Here is a 21,137-nt window from a genome sequence, read left to right as displayed (position 1 = left end):
GGGTTTATGTGTGAATGATTGTATTCTTTTACAGTCTAGTCAAGATTGGCATCTACAAAGAATGTATATGAAGAAATTTAACAAACTGGTACTGGTAAAAAGTGTTCATCATAATTCAGCAGAGACGAGAGCCAAACTACAATATGAATTTTCTTTGTTTTCGAATGAGCAAAATCCTTGGTTATTAAAGCCAATTGCTATTGATTATATAGATGATCAATATGCGATCATTTATGAAAATTTTAATGGAGTCCCCTTAAAGCAATTCAGTAATAACTTGATTTCTTTGCATCAATTTCTACAGATTGCGATTGACCTTGTCAATATTTGTATGAAAATGCAACAAAGTGGTTTACTATACCTACACCTACATCCTAATCAAATCTTAATCAATCCTAATTCTTTAAAAATAAAACTATTAAGCTCTGAATTTAGTACAAAATATGATGTAGAATCTCCAGTTGTGATAGAAAATCCCTATGAACGACTAGAACAGCTACCCTATTATGCACCTGAGCAAACGGGCAGACTTCATTTAGAGGTAGACTATCGGACAGATTTATATGCACTGGGGATCATTTTTTACGAAATACTGGGGGGGCAATTACCTTTTCAAGCAAAGGATGCCGTCGATTTGATTTATGAAATCATCACCAAAAAACCCGAGGCATTGGTGAGTATAGACAGTCGTTATCATTCTTTGCTTTGGGAAATCATTGAAAAGCTATTAGCTAAAAATCCAGCTGATCGTTATCAAAGTGCCATTGGTTTAAGAGAGGATTTACTACATATCCAACAGAAACTTTTAGTAAACGAACCGCTTGAAAATTTCCTGCTTGGTAAACAGGATTTGCATCTGAATATGGGGCTGTCTACGAAGCTGTATGGGAGAGAATCGCAATTCGCAGAGCTTTCCTCTATTTTTCGTCAGGTTGCAAAAGGTGACAAAAAGATGGTTACGATATCAGGAAAAGCAGGGTATGGAAAGTCCAAGTTAGTTCAAGAACTAAAGGGTGAAATTGCGGCCGCAAAAGGCTATTTTATTACAACTAAGTATGAGCAATTGCAATTAGAAAATGACTATTCCATTGTCATCCATCCTTTAAGGAGTTTATTAAAATTTATTTATATGGAAGGTGAAAGGTCTGTCCATTTGTGGGAAAAATTATTTCAAGAGGTTAAATTAGTTGTGACAGATGAACTTATCCATCTATTACCTGAACTTAAATGGTTTGTGAAGGAGGAAGTACACTTCCAAAAAGAAGTTAGCCAAAATACAAAACAGCTTCATTCGTATACGTTTATATCGATTCAAAAAATTTTATTGACATTTGCTATTCAGAAGAAACCAGTTATATGGTTTGTAGATGATTTGCATTGGGCCAATCAAAGTACAATTGAAATTATGACCCAAATCTTTGAGCAACACCGAGCAGGATACTTTATGATGATTGGTACATTCCGAGTGAATAAGGACAGCACAGGGGAGGAAAATCAGCAAAGAACTACTAGTTTTTCGAGCGGTCATCATATCCATTTACCTCTGCTTCAGGAACAACATGTTCAACAATGGTTGAAGGCGTCTTTCCATGCAAAGCCTCATACCATACAGCTCATTACCAAGCAATTATTTAATTTGACCAAAGGGAATCCGTTATTTGTGAAAGAAGCGTTTCGTTCACTCCAGCAAGATAACACAATTTATTTTAATGCAACAACAAAAGAATGGGAGTTTAATCGTAAGAAATTTAATTTATCCCGTTTAAATAACGAGCTACTAGCCTTTATTGAAACTAGAATGGCTAATTTAACAACAGAAGCCCATGAGATTTTACGAATAGTTGCATGTTTTGGGCAGCGCTTTGAATTTACAGATGTCTTAAAGCTCGTGTCCTTATCCGCTCAAGCGTTATTAAAACACCTGGAAACACTTGTTGAAAATGGCTTTATTATTCCGTTAGATGCCCATTATAAATGGGCAAGTACGTTAGAGCATGAAGGGATTTTACATACATTTTCTACCAAATTCCGATTTATCCATGATCGTATTCAACAAGTAGCTTATCAGGAATTATCAGGGCAATTGCGTGCAAAATTTCATTATCAAATTGGCCAACTTTTAACAGATGATCCTCAAATAGCTGCTGATCATGATCGATTAAGCGAAATCGTCATGCATTTCAATTACAGTCGACACTTATTGACTGGGGAAGAAAAGCAAAAGCTGGCTATTTGGAATTATCAACTCGGTATTGAGGCTAAAAGAATAGGGCTCTTTGATAATGCGCTAAAATTTTTTACAACTAGTAAAGAACTATTGACACCTGATCATTGGGAGACTAGGAGAGAACAGTCGGTTAAATTATATGCAAATTTAGGTGAATGTGAATATTTAACTGGTCACTACGAACAATCGGAAAGGCATTTAACAGAAGCTTTGCAGCATGCACAGACAAAATTAGAAAAACTGATGATTAACAATTTGAAAACAGTATTATACATTGAGTCCGATAACCCTATTATTGGTCTAGAAGCAGGCTTGGCAGGTTTTCAAGTTGCGAATCTTAAAATTTCAGCATATCCTAAAAAGTCACAGCTTCTAAAAGAGTATTTATTGTTGAAATGGGCATTGCGACGTATGTCTGACCAAGACTTGTTGCAGCATCCACCAACGAATAGTAAAGAAATTGATATTTTGATTCATTTAATTATTAATATGACGGCAAGTGCTTTCCTATTAAATCCTAACTTAACAGGTATTCTTTTAATGAAAGGGCTACGTTTACAGTTGAAGTATGGCGCTACATCGAAAAGCGGCATGGTATTGATTAACTATGCTATGCTTTTAAATGCAGGTTTTACCAATATAAAAGAAGCCACTCGCTTTGGCAAACTAGCCATCATTGTGGCAGATAACCAAGAAAGCATATATATCAAGGGCCATACTTATTATGTGTATGGCGTGTTTATCAGTCATTGGACAGAACCCTATGAAACCAGTATTCAATATATTGACGAGGCTCAAGCAAAATGCCAAGAACTCGGCTTATATCATCTAGTATCCTCAGCTTCATGTTTTATTGTTGCGATACGACTTATTCAGGGTGTTGCCCTAGAGGATTTACAACAAGAAATTAAACGACAACAAGAGGAATTTTCTAATCATGCAAGTACCCTTTCGATTGACTTTTTAGCGGAAATGGGGAGATGGATGAATATCCTCCGCACTCCTCATCATCCTGTACATTGGGCTTATCCCATCACAATACAGGATCAGCCTGCTATTAAAATCATGCATTATTCAGTGCGTTTACAAATGTCTTTTTTATTAGCTGATGAAAAACAAGGGAAAGCGATTCTGGTTGAATTAAAGAAGCTAAGTAAGGACACTTATACATTACCAATCACCACGGTCTATTATTTTTATCGGTCCATGTGGCAATTTCACTTTCTGCATAGTCAAAATTGTCAGGTACAGGAGCAGAGGTTGTTTTTAAAGGATATACGTCAAAGCCTTAAGAAATTTAAGAAATGGGCTGTTTATTCTTCAGAAAATTATGAGCATCTCTATGCTTTATTAATGGCAGAGAATTACCGTTTACACAACAACGACAATGAGGCAGAACTCTATTATGACCGAGCAATACGATTAGCAAGTATGAATGGATTTGTCCAGGACACAGCCTTAGCATATGAACGAGCGGCAAACTATTATTTCGCAAAACAGCAAAAGAAAACGGCAAGACATTATATACTAAATGGTATTCAAAATATTGAAACGTGGGGAGCAGAAACAGTTGCTAGAAGATGGGCAAGAGATTATCAAATACATCGCAAACTGGAGAATCATAGTAGAGATTCACTCACGTTTGATATGATGACGGTTTTTGAAACGACTCAATCATTTGCAACAGCTATTCGTATGGAAGATTTACTGCATAAAATATTGTTTTCACTGTTAAAGCATGTGGGGGCAAATAGTGGTTATTTCATTCATAAACAGCGGCAGGAATTATTGGTGTTGGCAAAGGCGGAAGCTGCAGAAAAAACGTTTACGATGTATGAACACCAAAGTATGGAGAATTTTAATGCGAATATGCAATCGATTATACGCTATGTTCTTAATAGTAAAGAGCATGTGATTATCGACAATGCACAAATGACACAGCATCCTCTTTTCTCCTACTCGACGGCTAAATCTATTCTTTGCCTGCCGATTATCCATCAAAATGAAATTATTTCGATTTTGTATTTTGAGAATACCTTAATGACGAATGCCTTCCATCCATCTCATGTTCAGCTATTGAAAGTGATTGCGGCTCAAATTGCCGTTTCTTTTGAAAATGCGAAAATATATGGAGATTTAGAAAAACGTGTTCAGTTGCGTACTAAGGAGCTAGATGAGACGAATCGGCATTTGATAAAAATGAATGAACGTTTAGAAAAAAATGAACTGGAACGTAAAAAACTCTTGCATAGTATTTCCCATGAATTACGCTCCCCGTTAACCTCTACATTAGGGTATATAGAACTTATGCTAGAGGGCGTGATAGTTGACGCAGTAGCCAGAAAGAAATATTTAAAACGGAGTAAAGAAAGGCTACTATCATTAAATAGCTTAATTCAAGATTTGTTTGATTTAGCAAATCTAGAAGCTGGTAGAGCAGAATTTTCTTTTACTGAGGTAAAGGCGAAGGAATTATTTTTACAAATGGTAACCCGTTATGAGGATGAAGTAAAACAATCAGGATTAACATTCAGTGCTCACTTTTATGGTCATGAAGAAGCTCAGCTCTTGATTGATAAAACACGAATCAATCAAGTGATTGAAAATATCATGACCAATGCAATGAAATATACATCAAATGGTGGTATTCAAGTGTCCATTCATGTAGAGAACAAGCACTTGAGTTGTTCAATAGCAGATAGTGGCATTGGTATTGCTGAGAGTGATCTTCCCTTTATTTTTGATAGCTATTATCGAGCAACTAACATCCATGAAGCACATTCGCACGGCATTGGCTTAGCTATCTGTAAACAAATTGTTCACCAGCATAATGGTGAGATTTTTGTTGAAAGTCTTGAAAATGAAGGAAGCATATTTAGCTTTACATTACCACTAGTTAAGACATTGATAAAAAATTAAAAAGGGGTGGTGAGTGTTTTTTTACTTCTCACCACTCTCTTTTTTATAGACAAATTGGTAGCCAAAACCTCTCACTGTTTGAATCCATTTCGGCTTTGAGGGGATATCTTCAATTTTACGACGAAGTGTACTAATATGGACAGATACGGTTTTCAAATCAGTGACACCGTCATAGCCCCACACATGATCAATGAGTTGATCAACACTAATCACTTGATTCGCATGCTCAATTAGAAAAAAGAGGAGCAGCTTCTCCTTCGTAAATAAATTTAAAAGCTGACCATCCTTATAAACATTTTTCTCATCTAAATGTATGGACAAATTATCAATATGTACAATATTACTTTTCTTTGATGGGTTCCTTCTTTTTAAATGTGCTTGGATACGGGCCAATAATTCTTTTGGAATAAATGGCTTTGTCATATAATCATCTGCCCCCACCTCAAAGCCCTCAAGTTTCTGTTCAATTAGGTGATTGACGGTCACAAAAATGATAATGACATCCGACACATCACGAATTCTTTTGGCTAACTCGAAGCCTGTACCATCTGGTAAATTAACATCTAACAAGATTAAATCTGGTTGTTGCGTGACAGCGAGATGCCAGCCACTGGATAGAGAGGATGCCTTTAATACACTATAATTAGCATTAGCTAGCGTGAGCGACAAAACCTCCATAATATCTATATCATCTTCCACTATTAAAATTTTCTCGTTCGACATATCTATTAATCACCTTCCTATTTCAAATATACCAACTTTTGTCTAGGTTGGGAATTAGAAGACTTAGAACTCGCATGATTTTAGAATCCCTCATAACCTTTAGGTTAAAATAATCACTAAAAAGACTTCTATTTCCCCATGAGAAAATGAAGTCTCTAAAAAATTAATCTAGGTGTGCGATAGCATGGAGTAGATCATCACGGACGGCCTCCCAAAATTGCTGTTGAACACTATCACTGTACGTATACAGCTCTTTATGTTGAACATGGTCATAGATGGCAGCAATCGTTTCTTGATGAAAAGAGAGACGATGGTTTAATAGCTCTCGTTCTTCTTCCATACAAAATAGTTTATAAATATCGGATAAGCGTTCAAACTTTGCTAATTTCTGTGTCATCACTTCATATTGTGTTTGATGAAAACGCCCTACGGCAGAAGTCATTGAGATTTTTGCCCGATGCTCTGCTTGTAATGTCCGATACTCCTCTTGACGGATGGCCACCCGATACCAAAATTCATAGCGATTTGGTAATTCTTTTAGTTCATAGGTAAGTAATGATTTTAAAATTGAATGCACTTGTTCATATGTATCGATGAACTTCGCTGGTTCTTTAAAAATGCCAAACATACTACCACCCCCATGTAGTTTAATACTACGAGTGAAGATTAAAATCCTTTAAAATAATCATAATATTCAAAAGCGAGAACCTACTAATTATTGAAACCTTGACTCCGTAGTTACGTAAAGATTTACAGGGGGTGAGTCAATGTATGAGTATAAATTTGTACAAGCACATTTAGGTAGCTTTTTTCAGGAATCTACCTATCGGAAAACAATCGAAGAATACGCGAAGCAAGGTTGGCGTTTAGTGCAAGTATTGCCGATTGCTTATAATGGACATGGGAAACCAACAGACTATGAAATCATTTTTGAGAGATTATTATCATGACTATCAATGAACGCTAGATTCTTGCCATAAATGGTGGGAGTTTAGCGTTTTCTTATTTTAATACAAGATTTGCTGTTTTTATTAACAAAAATAGTGTATTCAGAAAAATATAGAAATAGCATTTACAAAACAAAAATATATGTGTTAACTTAAATAGTGTTAATGGTTAACTTAAAAGAGGGAGGTTAACAATGCAACATTTTTGGGTTGTCGGTACAGATACGGATGTTGGGAAAACAATTGTCACCACCATGTTGATGTGTCATTTACAAAAACAAGGCTTGAAAGTTTCACCATACAAGCCTGTGCAAACAGGAGAGGTATACGAAAACGGTCGTGGCTATTATCATGATACAGCCATGTATGAGAAGTATTCCTTACAAAAGCTTCAACAAGAGCATCTCAATAGCTATTCATTTAGAGAAGCTGCATCGCCACATTTTGCTGCGCAACTGGAGGGGCAGCAAATTGATGTCAATGAGCTATTATTGCGGATTCAATTATTACAAGCATCCTATGATGTTGTGATATGTGAAGGAGCGGGTGGGCTTTTTGTTCCTTTTACTGCTCCCCATGGGATGACGCTGCTTGATGTCATCGTCAGTAGCAAGCTGCCAGTAGTGCTTGTTACAAGGACATCCCTAGGGACGATCAATCACACATTATTAACAATAGAGGCATTGCGCTCTCGTGAAGTTGACGTTCTTGGCATAGTGTTTAATGGGAACACAGGTAGCCGTATGGAGCAAGATAATATACAAACGATTTTACAGTACCATCCCTTGCCCTATGCGATTATTCCAAAGCTACAAAATGTGTCACAGCTAATGGATTATGCCATGACACACACCACACTGTTTGAAAGGCTTTTTAACTATGAAACAAGCATTAACTGATTTACAGCTAAGAGATTTACGTCATGTATGGCATCCATGCTCACAAATGAAGGACTATGAGGCATTTCCACCCATCGTCATAAAAAAGGGGCAAGGCGTGTGGCTTTATGACGAACATGATCAGCGTTACTTGGATGCTGTATCTTCCTGGTGGGTTAATTTATTTGGACATGCCAATCCGCGTATTAGCCAAGCTTTAAGTGAGCAAGCATTTACATTAGAGCATACGATCTTTGCTAATTTTACACATGAACCAGCCATACAATTGGCTGAAAAATTAACTGCATTAGCACCACAGGGATTACATAAAGTCTTTTTTGCCGATAATGGCTCATCTGCTATTGAAGTTGCACTGAAAATGAGCTTTCAATACCATATGCAGACGGGGAAACCAGCAAAAAAGCGCTTTCTCGCCTTGACGGATGCCTATCATGGAGAAACTATTGGTGCTTTATCCATAGGAGGGGTAGGGCTTTACAATGAAGTTTACCAGCCTCTGTTATTAGATACTGTTCGTGCCAAAGGACCAGATTGCTTCCGCTGTCCATTTCAGGAAGATCCAGCAAGCTGTAATGCACCATGTAGTCAATTTGTTGAGGAACAACTTCAAGCGCATCATGAGGAAATCACGGCAGTTATTATTGAACCATTAATTCAGGCTGCAGCAGGTATGAAAATGTACCCACCTGTCTATTTACAGCGCTTACGGGCGTTGTGCTCACATTATGATGTGCACTTCATTGCAGATGAAATTGCTGTAGGTTTTGGTCGGACCGGTACATTATTTGCCTGTCAACAAGCGGACATCATGCCAGATTTTATGTGTTTATCAAAGGGGCTAACAGGTGGTTATTTACCTTTATCAGTTGTCTTAACGACGGAGCAAATCTATGACGCTTTTTATGATGATTACGGAACAATGAAGGCTTTTTTACATTCGCATAGCTATTCAGGCAATACATTGGCCTGTCGTGTGGCACTGGAAGTATTAACGATGTTTCAAGAGGAACAAGTGATGGAGATGATTCAGCACAAGGGACAATACATGCGAGCGTTAGCCATGGAAGCTTTTTGTGATATGCCTTATGTGGGTGAATACCGACAAGTTGGTTTAGTGGGAGCGATTGAACTAGTAAAGGACCGGTGGACAAAGGAAGCGTTCGCCAGTGAGGAGCGTATCGGCTATCAAATTTATCAACGGGCTTTAACGAAAGGCTTACTCATCAGACCGCTTGGCAATGTTCTGTATTTTATGCCACCTTATATTATTTCTGAAGAGGAAATGTCATTTATGATTCATACAACGAAAGAGACAATCGAACAATTTTTCCAGGACAGGGGGGCTAAGGGTGGGTAAGCGACAACAAACATTAGCGCTAGTCATGATTGCCATGTTTGCTGCTCTAACAGCAATCGGAGCTTTTGTTAAAATTCCATTGCCTGTCGTACCGTTTACATTACAGATTGTTTTTGTATTTTTAGCAGGCTGTTTATTGGGTAGTCGGAATGGTTTTTATAGTCAACTTGTCTATATCAGCGTGGGCTTAGTAGGCTTACCTGTTTTTACACAGGGTGGTGGTATCACATATGTCTTACAGCCAACTTTTGGTTATCTGATTGGCTTTGCCCTAGCCGCCTATGTGATTGGGTTCATTATTGAAAGGATTGAGACGCCGACGAAAAAGCATTTTATTGTAGCAACCATTATTGGGCTGGTTATTATTTATGCTGTGGCTGTTCCTTATTTGTATGTAGCATTGAATTTCTGGTTAGACATGAAGTCAAGCTGGTCACATGTGTTTGTTGTCGGCTTTTTAAGTAGTATTGTCGCTGATTTTTGCTTAGCTATTACATCAGCGCTATTAGCTGAGCGCTTGTATAAAGTATTTCAGTCAGCAAGAAATGTGAAATTTTCACACGTAGAGGGGGAGAATGTAATATGAATTATTACCAATTAGCACAAGAAGTTATTGCTGGAAAGATCATTAGCAATGAAGAGGCACTTGCCATATTAAATAGTGAGGATGATGAGCTATTACAGCTTATGGATGGTGCTTTTACGATTCGTCGTCATTATTATGGTAAAAAAGTTAAATTGAATATGATTATGAACGCCAAAAGCGGTTATTGCCCCGAGGATTGTGGCTATTGCTCCCAGTCCTCTAAATCAACGGCTCCTATTGAGAAATATCCATTTATTACAAAAGAGGAAATTTTAGCAGGTGCAAAACGAGCGTTTGACAATAAGATTGGGACGTATTGTATTGTAGCCAGTGGTCGTGGGCCAACACGTAAGGATGTCAATGTCGTGAGTGAGGCGGTTGCTGAAATAAAAGAAAAGTATGGCTTGAAGGTTTGTGCCTGTCTTGGCTTATTAAAAGAAGAACAGGCACAGCAACTAAAGGAAGCGGGGGTGGATCGCTACAATCATAATTTAAATACAGCGGAACGTCATCATTCCTTCATCACGACCTCACATACATATGAGGATCGTGTCAATACGGTAGAGATTGTGAAAAAGCATGGAATTTCACCTTGCTCGGGTGCCATTATTGGGATGAAGGAAACAAAAGAGGATGTCGTCAATATTGCACGCGCCCTCCATCAATTGGACGCTGATTCTATTCCTGTAAACTTTTTAAATGCAATTGATGGCACAAAGCTAGAAGGGACAAAGGATTTAAATCCCCGTTATTGTTTAAAGGTTTTAGCTTTATTCCGCTACATCAATCCGACAAAGGAAATCCGTATTTCGGGTGGTCGTGAAATCAATTTAGGCTCACTTCAGCCACTTGGTCTCTATGCAGCTAATAGTATTTTTGTTGGGGATTATTTAACAACAGCAGGACAGGAAGCGAATAGCGATTATCGCATGCTGGAGGATTTGGGCTTCGAAATTGAATTAACACATAAACAAGAAGAAGTATTTTGTTAAACTTATGACATGCAAATCTACTACTACAGCAAAAACCGTACTTTTGTACGGTTTTTTGGCTATAGATGAAAAGAGACGGATAGACCTGACATCACTGTCTGTTGATATACCTATAAAATTAAGGTTTTCACAAATTGTTCAATGAAAGCGTTTTGAAATTGAACAGTTTGTGAAGACCTTCACATAAAGCTTTCTTTTTGAAAAAATCAGCGTAAAATAAGAATCAAGTAAGGAATTGTTATAAAACAGTTGATAAGTCGTATCACAAATTTTGGTGGTTGTTATATTACAAAAATAATGAGTGAAGGGAGCTTTTCACATGTGGGTTATTACAGTTTTTGATAAAAAGGACGTTCGAATTTTTGAGTACGCGAGCAAAAATGAGGCAACAGAAGCTTTAGCAAAATTCAAGAAAAATGCCGTTTTAACGTATACAAAATAAGTTGCTGATAAAGTAGCCCTCTACCGACAGAGGGCTGTTTTTTAATGTAAAACAATGGAAACAGCACTGTACATTAATAAAAGTGCCATGATCATGTTAAATGGTTTTCGGTATTGCTGTAGTGCTTTTTGAAAAACGGAGCCACATAATGACCAACTAAATGTACTGATTACCCCTATTAGCGCTAAAAAGAACGAGAAGAGTAGATAGCTTATGTAGGATGAGTAGTAGGGTAGGATGTAAGTTGCGACAACAGTAAGACCAAATAAAATACCTTTTGGGTTAATAAATTGAACGAACGCTCCTAAAAAAAATAGGTTTCGTTTTTCTTCTTCGTTGTCGTGCTCCTCTAATTCTTTGCTTGTTAAAATTTTATAAGCCAGGTACAACATATAGCCTACACCAAATATGGTTAGGGGTAATTCAATGGCAGGTAAAATGTTTAACATGATCGTGTTAAAAAAGCTACTAAGACCAATAATGATGAAAAAACCAATCCCTACACCTAAACAGAATGGAATCGTTTTCGCTAAGCCATGTTGTTTAGCAAAAACCATCGCCATAAAATTATTAGGGCCAGGTGTAAAGCTTGTAATGATGATAAATAATAAAAAGGAAAATACAGGCAAAACAATCCCTTCTTTCAAGTTGTGTGATATAATGCACGAAATAGACTGTATAACGTCGGTCTTTTTATTATACAAAATGTACGTTATATTGTACATACAAGGAGGGCTTTTGGATGGAAGAAATTCATCTCGTCTTTGCGAGAAATTTAAAGGCAATTCGAGAAAGGGAGAAATTAAGCTTAGAGAAAGTTTCTCAGCTTAGTGGCGTGAGTAAAACGATGATTGGTCAAATTGAGAGGGGAGAATCCAGTCCAACTTTGACAACGATTTGGAAAATTGCAAATGGATTAAAGGTTTCGTTTACAGAGCTTATTCATCCTCCCCAACCTGAGACGGAGGTTATTCGCGGTAAAGAAATTCAAGTATTGAAGGAAGATCATGGCCGATATATGGTTTATCCTCATTTCCCCTATCAAAAGGATAGTCGTTTTGAAATATATACAATTGAAATCAAAGAAAATGGAACGTTAGATGCTGAGGCTCATCGAGAAGGAACGGAGGAATATATAACCGTTTTTGATGGGGAATTAATCATCCATATACAGGGTCAGGATTATCGATTAACAAGTGGTGATGCCATACGATTGAAGGCTGACCGTCCACACACATACAGCAATCCAGGTAGTACAGTAACACGACTTAGTATGACTATTTACTATCCACATTAAAAAACGTATAAACGCTTTTCACAGCGTTTATACGTTTTCGTTTTATAAAATACTAGCTAAACGTTTAATTCCCTCACGGATGACTTCAGGTGTTGCATTTGTATAATTAAGACGCATTGTGTTCACATTCGTTTTTGATGTGTAGAATGGATCGCCAGGCACGAAGGCAACCTTTTGTTCCATCGCTTTATTGAATACATCAAGGGCCGGTGTACCGTCCTTCATGGTTGCCCAAATGAACATGCCACCCTCAGGTCGTGTATATTCAACATGGGCAGGGAAAAACTCCTGCATAGCATCAAGCATCGCATCCGACTGATTTTTATATAAAGCAATAATTTTCTTTACATGTTCGGTATAATCATTACTTGCTAAGTAATCGTAGATAACATATTGTGAAAAAATATTAGTATGAAGATCAGACGCTTGCTTCGCTGTTTCAATATGCTGCAAAAGCTCTTTGTTTTTTGTGATAATAAAGCCAAGACGCATGCCTGGTGTGACCGTTTTAGAGAAAGAACCTAGTAAAATACTATTTTCTAATTTACCAGCACCGATATATGGAAGTGGCTCCCCTTGGAAACGTAGCTCCCCGTATGGATCATCCTCAATTAAAGCAACATCATATTTTGCCACTATTTCGCAAATTTGCTCACGCTTTTCTTTCGAATATGTGAGTCCTGTTGGGTTTTGGAAGTTCGGCACCGTATAAATGAATTTTACATTTGGTTGTTGTAGAGCACGCTCTAACTCTTCTAAGTTAAGACCATCATTTTCTAGCGTAACACCATGGAAAGTGGGCTCTGTTAAAGTAAAGGCTTGGATAGCCCCTAGGTAACCTGGCTCTTCGATGATAATGCCATCGCCTTTATTGATAAGTACTTTACCAATTAGTTCAAGCGCTTGCTGTGAACCTGTAGTAATAAAGACATCGTCAGCATGTACATCAAGTCCATGGACACGTTGATATTTCGCGGCAATATATTCACGCAATGGTGCATAACCCTGTGTGGATGAATATTGGAATAATCGGCTGCCATTTACTGTAATAGCATGGTCTACGGATGCTCTCAATGCATCAATCGGGAAAGAAATTGGGTTTGGAAGCCCGCCTGCAAAGGAAATAACGTCCTCTGCATCTGTCACTTTTAAAATATTTCGAATAAATGAGGATGGTGTTTTTAAGATTCTTTCAGAATATTGCATAATTATCGGTCCTTTTTTTCTGATTTTTTAAAAATTATATCATTGTCATCGTGTGCATACAATATTATCATTGTATGCAAGACAATTAAACTATTGTATGCAAATTAAGAGAAAGAAGGGCCTAGTGAATGCCTATTAATTCATTTGACGAGTATCCAATGAGTTGGAAGCCGGATATTAGCAATATTTCTGCTCCGTTATATATAGCCATCGCACATCAGCTAGAACAAGATATTAAGGATGGAAAGCTAGTACCAGGCACAAAATTGCCACCCCAGCGTGAATTAGCTGATTTTTTAGATGTGAATTTGAGTACGATTACAAGAGCCTTTAAGCTTTGTGGCCAAAAAGGATTAATTTATGCCTCGATTGGCAGCGGTACATTCGTTTCAACAGATGCGGCTAGCAATAAAATGTTACTGCCAACCAACCATGCCACACCTATCATTGAAATGGGCTCTGTTTTACCAGATAATTTTGTGAATGATGATATTACACGCTTTATGAAGAAAATGATAAACGAACCTAGTTTTAGCATGCTATTTCAATATGGACGACCTGAGGGCAATGCATGGCAAAACGAAGCCGTGATGAAGCTACTCGAACTAGTAAATTTTCAAACAGATCAGCCTATTCTTCTAGGAGCAGGCGGACAAAATGCCATTGTGGGAACCCTTGCAGCTTTATTTCAGCCAGGCGACCGCATTGGTACAGATCCAATTACCTATGCAGGCATTAAAACAGCTGCAAATATGCTTGGTATCCAGCTTGTGGCTATCCAACAATGTCAGGGTGAAATGACAAAAGAAGGATTACTATATGCGTGTAAAAATGAACATATCAAAGGAATCTATGTGATCCCTGATTTTCATAACCCAACGACTCATACGATGTCAGTAGAAACAAGAAAAATGATTGCAGACGTGGCAAGACAGAAGGATTTGCTTGTAATCGAGGATGCTATCTATAGCTTTCTCAAGGAGCAACCGCTTGCTCCGATTGCTTCTTATGCACCCGATAAGGTTATTTACATTGCTAGCCTATCTAAAACACTATCACCTGGTTTACGATTATCCTTCCTTGTGACACCGCCTGCGCTACGTAAAAAAATAATGGAAACGCTCTATAATATCAACATTTCTGTTTCTCCTATCATGCTGGAGCTTGCAGCACGATTAATCCATGAAGGTGTTGCCCAAACGATATTAGAAAAACACCGAGCATATGCCAAGCAGCAAAATGCGCTTGTCGATCAGTATTTAGGGGATTATCACATATTAGGGGATGAGGAATGTATTTTTAGGTGGCTCCAATTGCCTGACAAATTTACGGGTGTTCAATTTGAATTGTTAGCTTCGAAAGCTGGTGTACAAGTCTATGCAGCGGAACGCTTTGCCGTAGGGAATACAAAGCCTGTCAATGCCGTTCGTTTAGCCATTGCAGCACCAGAATCTCAACTTGAGCAAGCGTTAATTATTTTAAAGGACCTCCTCGAAAGTAATGGTGATTATGCATTTGTTGATTAGAGGTTATGGGGCGTATAATAAGGCTAAGAAAGAAACGAGGTGATGAACATGGCACATAAAGGGCGTGTTATTTTGCATGTGGATATGAACAGTTTCTATGCTTCTGTGGAGCAAGCACATGACCCAAGTTTAAAGGGGAAGCCTATCGCAATTGCAGGGAACCCAAAGGAACGGCGTGGCATTTTAGTAACTTGTTCATATGAAGCAAGAGCGCTAGGCATTTATACAACTATGACTGTTCATGAAGCGAAGCGTAAATGTCCTGAGCTATTGTTATTACCTCCAGATTTTCAAAAGTATCGTCATGCATCTAAAGAAATGTTCACCATTCTTCGAAGCTATACACCATTAGTAGAGCCTGTTTCGATTGATGAGGGCTACTTGGATGTGACTGAGCTAAGCAAGGAACGGCATGCCTTAAGTATTGCCCAGGAAATACAAGTGCGCATTTTAGCTGAGCTGGATTTACCTTGTTCCATCGGTATTGCACCGAATAAATTTTTAGCGAAAACAGCCTCTGATATGAAGAAACCAATGGGGATTACCGTACTACGAATACGGGATATTGAACAGCAATTATGGCATCGTGAGGTTGTCAACATGCATGGGATTGGAGCAAGTACTGCTAAAAAATTAAATGCACAAGGCATCTTTACAATAGGTGATCTAGCTAAGACAGAAGAATTTAAAATGAAGCAAATTTTAGGGAAGAATGGGGTACGGCTTCGAGCAAGGGCCAATGGGGTGGATCAGCGCATGGTCGATCCTGAGGCAATTTTTGATACGAAAAGCGTTGGGAATTCAACAACTTTACCAGAAGATGTAACAGATGTTCGTACACTTCATAAAACAATCGAAGGTCTATGTAAAAAAGTGGTGGAGCGTCTTGATGCCAAGCGCTTAGCAGGTTCAACTGTGAGCATTCAAATTCGGGATGCTGATTGGCATAATCATACACGTTCGAAAACAATGTCCAATGTCCTGTATCGTTATGAAGAAATTTACGACATTGCTTGTACTTTATTTGATAAGCATTGGGATGAATCTCCTGTAAGATTACTTGGTGTAACGGTTTCCAATGTGGTGGATCGTAAAGATTATTCACAGCAATTATCGATATTTGATTTTCAGGAGCATGCGAAAGATGAACCGATTCTCAAGCTTGTCGATGAAATTGAGGGACGGTTTGGCAAGGGGATTATAAAACGAGGTGTAGATTTAGGGAAACGTTCCTCCTATCAATCACAAACAAGCTTTAGTAAAGATTTTTTAGATGACCATGAATGAGAAAGAATGAAAGTAGGTGTATCTATGCAATACAAGGAGTATGGGGATGCTAACAATCCTTTTATGATGTTTATTCACGGAGGGGGGGTTGGAGGGTGGATGTGGGATCAGCAAGTTCACCATTTTTCCCATTATCACTGTGTTATACCTGAGTTAATGACACACAATCCATTTTCCATTGAACAAAGTGCGAAAGAGCTTCTTCTGCTTATTGAGAAAAAAGCCAATGGGAAGCCTGTTATAGTAATTGGTTTCTCTTTAGGAGCGCAAATCGCTATTCAAATGCTAAGTCTACAGCCTAGTTTAATCGATTTTACGATCATCAATAGTGCGCTCGTGATACCCTCTCCTACTGTAGAAAGGATGCTTCAACCGTTTATTCGGCTGTCATTTCCACTTATAAAAAATAAAACATTTGCGAAACTTCAAGCAAAAGCCCTGTACATTCAAGAAGATTATTTTGAGCGTTACTATCAAGAGAGTGCCACGATGAAAGTAGATACATTGATTCAAATTTTGCGAGAAAATATGTCGTTTTCCATCCCAGCTGACTTTAACAAAGCTCAAGGAAAGATCCTAATAACTGTGGGAGAAAAAGAGAAAAGCAACATGAGAAAATCCGCTAAAGCACTTGTGCGAAGTCATCCAAATAGCAAGGGTGTGTTATTGAAGAACATCGGTCACGGCGTCTCATTAGCCCAGCCTGCATTTTTTAATCGCTTTGTAGAGAATTGGATTAAGGATGGTCAATTACCTGAAGGGACAGTTATTCGGTAGGGGAACCCCATTACGAATCGTCATCCATAATGGAGTTGATGTATGGATCATTGAAAATAGTGAGGATATAAGTGTTTATGCTGCAATATCCATTCCTTCATCTCTATCAACATTTCTTCGTAGCTAGGGACAAGAAATGAAAAGTCATTTCTTGTATTTATTAATGTTTTATTGATTTGAACAACGTGATGAGGAAGAATTTTTATACTGTTGTTCAGGAAGTGCTTATTAAATAGATGCAGTAGATCGTGTTTAGAAATATTTGTCGTATTGACGAGATGATAAAGTCCTGTTAAATCTTGTTGTGCAGCATGTTCAATGGCTTTAGCCAAAGTAAGTGTTGTCACTCCCGTCCAAATAGCACCCGAATAGCCATAGACGGGACTTTTTTGTTGCATAAACCAATTGAAGAGTCCGATGCCATCCTTTTTCAAATCAGGACCAATTATGGAATTACGAAATGTTATGTGCTTGTCGTTATTCACTTCCCCTATACCTTTGGTGCGGTCATAAAAGGTTTCCCCGTCTAGTACACTATTTTCATAGTAGGGAGCACTTTTGCCTGAAAATACGCAGTCGGTACTTAGATGAATAAGCTTTGTGTGACGATTTTCAAGGAGAGATACAATGGCATGTGGTAAATAGCTATTCAGTAAAACACTTTGGGCAGGATGAGCCTCACAAGCATTGTTTAAAACACCAATACAATTAATGACGACATCTACCTCATTGTCTAGTAGTAGCGACCTTAAAAAATGGGCGTCTGTCACATCCCCTGTTCTATTATTGCCATAGGGAAAAGGGGTTCGAGAGTATGTTGTTACATCATGCCCTTGTTCACATAAATAGATGGCAATAGTATGACCAGCCATGCCTGTAGCACCGAGCACTAAAAATTTCATGGTTTTCCTCCTGTCCAATGAAGGAGCTCTTCTTGTATAAGAGGCAATGTTAATAGCTTTACTTTAATGTCAGCCACACTTAATTGTTGGGTATTGTTCGAGTTATATTCATCCGTTAATGTAATTTTTGGAGAGCCCTCATCGAGGTATTTTCCATAATTTAAATCTCGATTATCCGCGGGGATTCGATAGAAATGGCCCATATCAATAGCTTTTGCCGCTTCTTCCTTCGTACATAATACTTCATACATTTTTTCTCCGTGCCGTGTTCCGATAATTTGTATGGCGTTGTTTGCTTGAAAGATCTCAAGTAAAGCCTGTGCTAAATTTGCTATTGTGGCAGCAGGTGATTTTTGCACCATAATATCCCCGTTTTGAGCATGTGAGAATGCGTACAATACCAATTCTACCGCTTCCTCAAGGCTCATCATAAAACGTGTCATATGAGGGTCCGTAATCGTTAAAGGTTTCCCAGCCTTTATTTGTTCAATGAATAATGGGATAACCGAGCCTCGTGAAGCCATGACATTACCGTATCGAGTGCCACAAATTAGGGTATGGCGAGGGTCAACCATTCGTGACTTCGCAATAAACGTTTTTTCCATCATTGCCTTGGATATACCCATCGCATTGACAGGGTACGCGGCCTTATCTGTTGACAGGCAAATGATTTTCTTGACGCCAGCTTGAATGGCGGCTGTTAGTACGTGATCTGTTCCTAAAATATTGGTTTTCACAGCTTCTAAGGGAAAAAATTCGCAGGAGGGAACTTGCTTGAGAGCGGCGGCATGAAATACATAGTCAACATTATACATCGCATTGTGAATGCTTTGAATATCGCGGACATCCCCGATATAAAATTTAATTTTTGTATGCTGATAGTGTTTTCGCATATCATCTTGCTTTTTTTCATCCCTTGAAAAAATCCGAATTTCCTTGATATCCGTATTTAAGAATCGCTTTAATACGGCGTTCCCGAAAGAGCCCGTGCCTCCAGTAATCAATAATATTTTATCTGTAAACATTGTATAGTTCGTTACACCTCCTGCATGCTCTTATTTCAATCCTCTTTGATGTAGGTCACATTCTGAGTTCTCCCTAGGGTAGTTGTACCAATAAGCAAATTCGTTAGTATATTTACTTGTCGGATTTTTATCCATCAGGGCGCAATTAAAATCCCAATCTCCTGCAATATCTTTCCGTATCGTAAATTTCGCATCTCCAATTAAACTTCTCCTGATAATCTTAAATTGCCCGGGCAAGGAATAGCGGTTGGATTCATCTTTAATAAAAGCAAAGCCATTTTTAATAATCATGTTGTAATAGTAAATATCAAATGTGCCATCCACTTGTGCTAGTACATTGCGAATAGCAGGTAAATAGTGGTCATCACTATCGATGATGGCTATATAATCTCCTGTCGCTTCTGCAATACATCGATTGTAGGCAACACTTGCACCTAAATTCGTAGGATGAACGATGATTTTTAAAGCTGCACAGTTTTTCTGATAATCCTGTAAAATGGCTAGCGTATTGTCTGTAGAGCCATCATCTACCACAATAATTTCATAGGCATATTCTTTAGGAATACTATCAAGCATCGTTACGATCCATTCTTCGCTATTAAATGCAGGTGATAAAAAACTAATCTTCATCTGATCCCTCCATTCTATGTTCATTAGTAGAGTTGTTCCATGTGACTGAGTAGATCCTTTAATACAATATGCGTAGACGTAGTGCTACTGTAGGCAATTGCTTATTTTAGGATGTTTTTAAGAGAGTGTTTTTAGATAGAATTTTTATGGTTACTAGAGATATGGCATAAGAAAGACGAAAATTTACTAACATAAGCACATTTAGCAAGAGAGGTCATAAACTAGCGAGAGCGCTTTTTTTAGAAAGAGGGATACGATGACAAAAAGGATAGCATTTATTTGTAGCGTAGAATCTTACAAACTTTCGGATGCCCATATTTTCAAAGATTTGAGTCTAGTGCCTATTTTGTTGGGGGAACATTTAGGCTATGAGGTCACTATTGTCACGACAGAAATGAATGAAGCTCTACTTCAACAAGTCTTTCCCACTGTAAAATTTGAGTCTGTACCATTTGAAGATGATTATGTGGTGAATATGAATGCTTATTTAGCCCAGCATGCAAGGGACATCGATATTGCCTTTGCTATTGGACCCTATCCATCCTATTTAGCTATTTTGAAAACCTATAAGCATTTTAATCCAAATGGCAAAATTTATATGAAATTAGATGTTAATCGATTTTGGCTAAATCGATTAAAAACCTATCCCTATTTTTTAGAGTTGTTGCAGCTTTGTGATCTCCTTACCTCTGAATGCATATCTATTCAAACAGCCATCAAAGACTTTTCACAATTGGATGTGAAACATATACCCAATGGTTTTTATGAACATTTTCCCACAGAGCCAGTGCCGTTTCATGAGAAAGAAAATAGAATTCTAACAGTTGGGCGATTGGATGCACCAGAGAAGCAAACAATTTTGACAGTCAAGGCATTTTTAGCAGCACAACTGCCAGATTGGGAGCTTCGTTTAGTAGGGCCGATGTCAGTCTCATTTCAAGAAGAGCTGAGACTATTACTAGATAGTCATCCGCTTGCCGCTCAAGTAACGATGGTAGGACCTATTGTTGATAAGGTCCAGCTAGAAGAGGAGTATCGTAAGGCTAAAATTTTTTGCTTAACGTCTTTAGTCGAATGCTATGCCCATGTCTTTGCGGAGGCAGCTAAAAATGGTTGCTATATCGTGACAACAGATGTGGATGGTGCTGCTGATATTACACAACAACAGCGTTTTGGTACAATCCATCCTACACATGATTGGGAGGCGATAGGTCGGACATTGCAACAAGTTGCAGCACAGGAATCATTATTGGCAGATACTTGTGTCCAGCTTCAAGCATTTGCCCGCAAGGAATTAAATTGGAGGCAGATCGTCAAGAAGGTTGCCAATTATTTAGGTGAATAAAAGTGAATCTTTTCTGGATTGAGAGGAGATTCTTTTCTTTATACCAGTAT

Annotated in this window: 19 protein-coding genes; 12 read left to right on the top strand and 7 right to left on the bottom strand. The window is 38.1% G+C overall.

Annotated elements, in window-relative coordinates; all coding sequences use genetic code 11:
- Positions 1–10 precede the first annotated feature (10 nt).
- On the top strand, positions 11–5,146 hold the full coding sequence (locus L6W14_RS13695) for an ATP-binding protein (protein ID WP_131521554.1): 5,136 nt from the start codon (positions 11–13) through the stop codon (positions 5,144–5,146).
- Between the two features lie 21 nt (positions 5,147–5,167).
- Here the strand turns inward: L6W14_RS13695 and L6W14_RS13690 are convergent, their stop codons facing one another.
- Both L6W14_RS13690 and L6W14_RS13685 read right to left on the bottom strand, forming a co-directional pair.
- Positions 5,168–5,869: a response regulator transcription factor gene (locus tag L6W14_RS13690; RefSeq protein ID WP_131521553.1), complete on the bottom strand. Its 702-nt coding sequence runs from the start codon at positions 5,867–5,869 to the stop codon at positions 5,168–5,170.
- A 163-nt stretch (positions 5,870–6,032) separates the two neighbouring features.
- Positions 6,033–6,497 carry a hypothetical protein gene (locus tag L6W14_RS13685; protein ID WP_131521552.1) on the bottom strand — a complete coding sequence of 155 codons (465 nt, stop codon included), beginning with the start codon at positions 6,495–6,497 and terminating at the stop codon, positions 6,033–6,035.
- Between the two features lie 139 nt (positions 6,498–6,636).
- Between L6W14_RS13685 and L6W14_RS13680 the strand changes: the two genes are divergently transcribed.
- The 6 genes from L6W14_RS13680 (at position 6,637) to L6W14_RS23050 (ending at position 11,092) form a co-directional block, all read left to right on the top strand.
- The gene (locus L6W14_RS13680; protein ID WP_004231251.1) at positions 6,637–6,819 is read left to right on the top strand and encodes a DUF4177 domain-containing protein; all 183 of its coding nucleotides are present in this window, start codon (positions 6,637–6,639) and stop codon (positions 6,817–6,819) included.
- Between the two features lie 191 nt (positions 6,820–7,010).
- Complete coding sequence (gene bioD / locus L6W14_RS13675; protein ID WP_237898207.1) at positions 7,011–7,715, top strand: dethiobiotin synthase; 705 nt, start codon at positions 7,011–7,013, stop codon at positions 7,713–7,715.
- The gene (gene bioA / locus L6W14_RS13670) at positions 7,696–9,072 is read left to right on the top strand and encodes an adenosylmethionine--8-amino-7-oxononanoate transaminase (protein WP_237898206.1); all 1,377 of its coding nucleotides are present in this window, start codon (positions 7,696–7,698) and stop codon (positions 9,070–9,072) included. Before bioD ends, bioA begins: the two co-directional genes overlap by 20 nt.
- Positions 9,065–9,658: a biotin transporter BioY gene (locus L6W14_RS13665; RefSeq protein ID WP_237898205.1), complete on the top strand. Its 594-nt coding sequence runs from the start codon at positions 9,065–9,067 to the stop codon at positions 9,656–9,658. The genes bioA and L6W14_RS13665 overlap by 8 nt, the downstream gene beginning before the upstream one ends.
- A complete protein-coding gene (gene bioB, locus L6W14_RS13660) occupies positions 9,655–10,650 on the top strand; it encodes a biotin synthase BioB (protein ID WP_237898204.1) in 996 nt (331 codons plus the stop codon). The genes L6W14_RS13665 and bioB overlap by 4 nt, the downstream gene beginning before the upstream one ends.
- Before the next feature lie 319 nt (positions 10,651–10,969).
- Positions 10,970–11,092, top strand: coding sequence for a hypothetical protein (locus tag L6W14_RS23050; protein ID WP_004231260.1), 123 nt, complete (start codon positions 10,970–10,972; stop codon positions 11,090–11,092).
- 41 nt (positions 11,093–11,133) lie between these two features.
- On the opposite strand, the gene L6W14_RS13655 is transcribed toward L6W14_RS23050, so the two are convergent.
- Positions 11,134–11,721 carry a LysE family transporter gene (locus L6W14_RS13655; RefSeq protein ID WP_131521550.1) on the bottom strand — a complete coding sequence of 196 codons (588 nt, stop codon included), beginning with the start codon at positions 11,719–11,721 and terminating at the stop codon, positions 11,134–11,136.
- 113 nt (positions 11,722–11,834) lie between these two features.
- Between L6W14_RS13655 and L6W14_RS13650 the strand changes: the two genes are divergently transcribed.
- Positions 11,835–12,389 carry a helix-turn-helix domain-containing protein gene (locus tag L6W14_RS13650; RefSeq protein WP_131521549.1) on the top strand — a complete coding sequence of 185 codons (555 nt, stop codon included), beginning with the start codon at positions 11,835–11,837 and terminating at the stop codon, positions 12,387–12,389.
- Positions 12,390–12,431: 42 nt separating this feature from the next.
- Here the strand turns inward: L6W14_RS13650 and L6W14_RS13645 are convergent, their stop codons facing one another.
- A complete protein-coding gene (locus tag L6W14_RS13645) occupies positions 12,432–13,595 on the bottom strand; it encodes an aminotransferase-like domain-containing protein (protein ID WP_048392333.1) in 1,164 nt (387 codons plus the stop codon).
- 128 nt (positions 13,596–13,723) lie between these two features.
- Between L6W14_RS13645 and L6W14_RS13640 the strand changes: the two genes are divergently transcribed.
- The 3 genes from L6W14_RS13640 to L6W14_RS13630 are packed head-to-tail and all read left to right on the top strand — an operon-like array spanning position 13,724 to position 17,185.
- The gene (locus L6W14_RS13640; protein ID WP_004231269.1) at positions 13,724–15,121 is read left to right on the top strand and encodes an aminotransferase-like domain-containing protein; all 1,398 of its coding nucleotides are present in this window, start codon (positions 13,724–13,726) and stop codon (positions 15,119–15,121) included.
- 48 nt (positions 15,122–15,169) lie between these two features.
- Positions 15,170–16,408, top strand: a complete 1,239-nt coding sequence (locus L6W14_RS13635) for a DNA polymerase IV (RefSeq protein WP_115673363.1) — start codon at positions 15,170–15,172, stop codon at positions 16,406–16,408.
- A 24-nt stretch (positions 16,409–16,432) separates the two neighbouring features.
- Entirely contained in the window at positions 16,433–17,185 is a 753-nt protein-coding gene (locus L6W14_RS13630) for an alpha/beta fold hydrolase (protein ID WP_112118346.1), read from the top strand.
- Positions 17,186–17,232: 47 nt separating this feature from the next.
- Here L6W14_RS13630 and L6W14_RS13625 read toward each other — a convergent pair whose 3' ends face one another.
- From L6W14_RS13625 to L6W14_RS13615, 3 genes are read right to left on the bottom strand one after another with little or no spacing between them, the layout of a single operon-like run.
- Positions 17,233–18,087, bottom strand: a complete 855-nt coding sequence (locus L6W14_RS13625; protein WP_237898203.1) for an SDR family oxidoreductase — start codon at positions 18,085–18,087, stop codon at positions 17,233–17,235.
- Positions 18,084–19,112 (bottom strand): polysaccharide biosynthesis protein, encoded by a 1,029-nt coding sequence (locus L6W14_RS13620; RefSeq protein ID WP_131521546.1) that lies wholly within the window; start codon positions 19,110–19,112, stop codon positions 18,084–18,086. Before L6W14_RS13620 ends, L6W14_RS13625 begins: the two co-directional genes overlap by 4 nt.
- 30 nt (positions 19,113–19,142) lie before the next feature.
- Complete coding sequence (locus tag L6W14_RS13615) at positions 19,143–19,742, bottom strand: glycosyltransferase family 2 protein (protein WP_016993848.1); 600 nt, start codon at positions 19,740–19,742, stop codon at positions 19,143–19,145.
- 256 nt (positions 19,743–19,998) lie between these two features.
- Between L6W14_RS13615 and L6W14_RS13610 the strand changes: the two genes are divergently transcribed.
- Positions 19,999–21,087 carry a glycosyltransferase family 4 protein gene (locus L6W14_RS13610; RefSeq protein ID WP_237898202.1) on the top strand — a complete coding sequence of 363 codons (1,089 nt, stop codon included), beginning with the start codon at positions 19,999–20,001 and terminating at the stop codon, positions 21,085–21,087.
- The last annotated feature ends 50 nt before the right edge of the window (positions 21,088–21,137 follow it).

This window comes from Lysinibacillus sp. ACHW1.5 (assembly GCF_022014815.1).
Lineage (GTDB): Bacteria > Bacillota > Bacilli > Bacillales_A > Planococcaceae > Lysinibacillus > Lysinibacillus capsici.
Note: the sequence above shows the minus strand (reverse complement) of the source record. Positions and strands in the feature narration are given on the sequence as shown.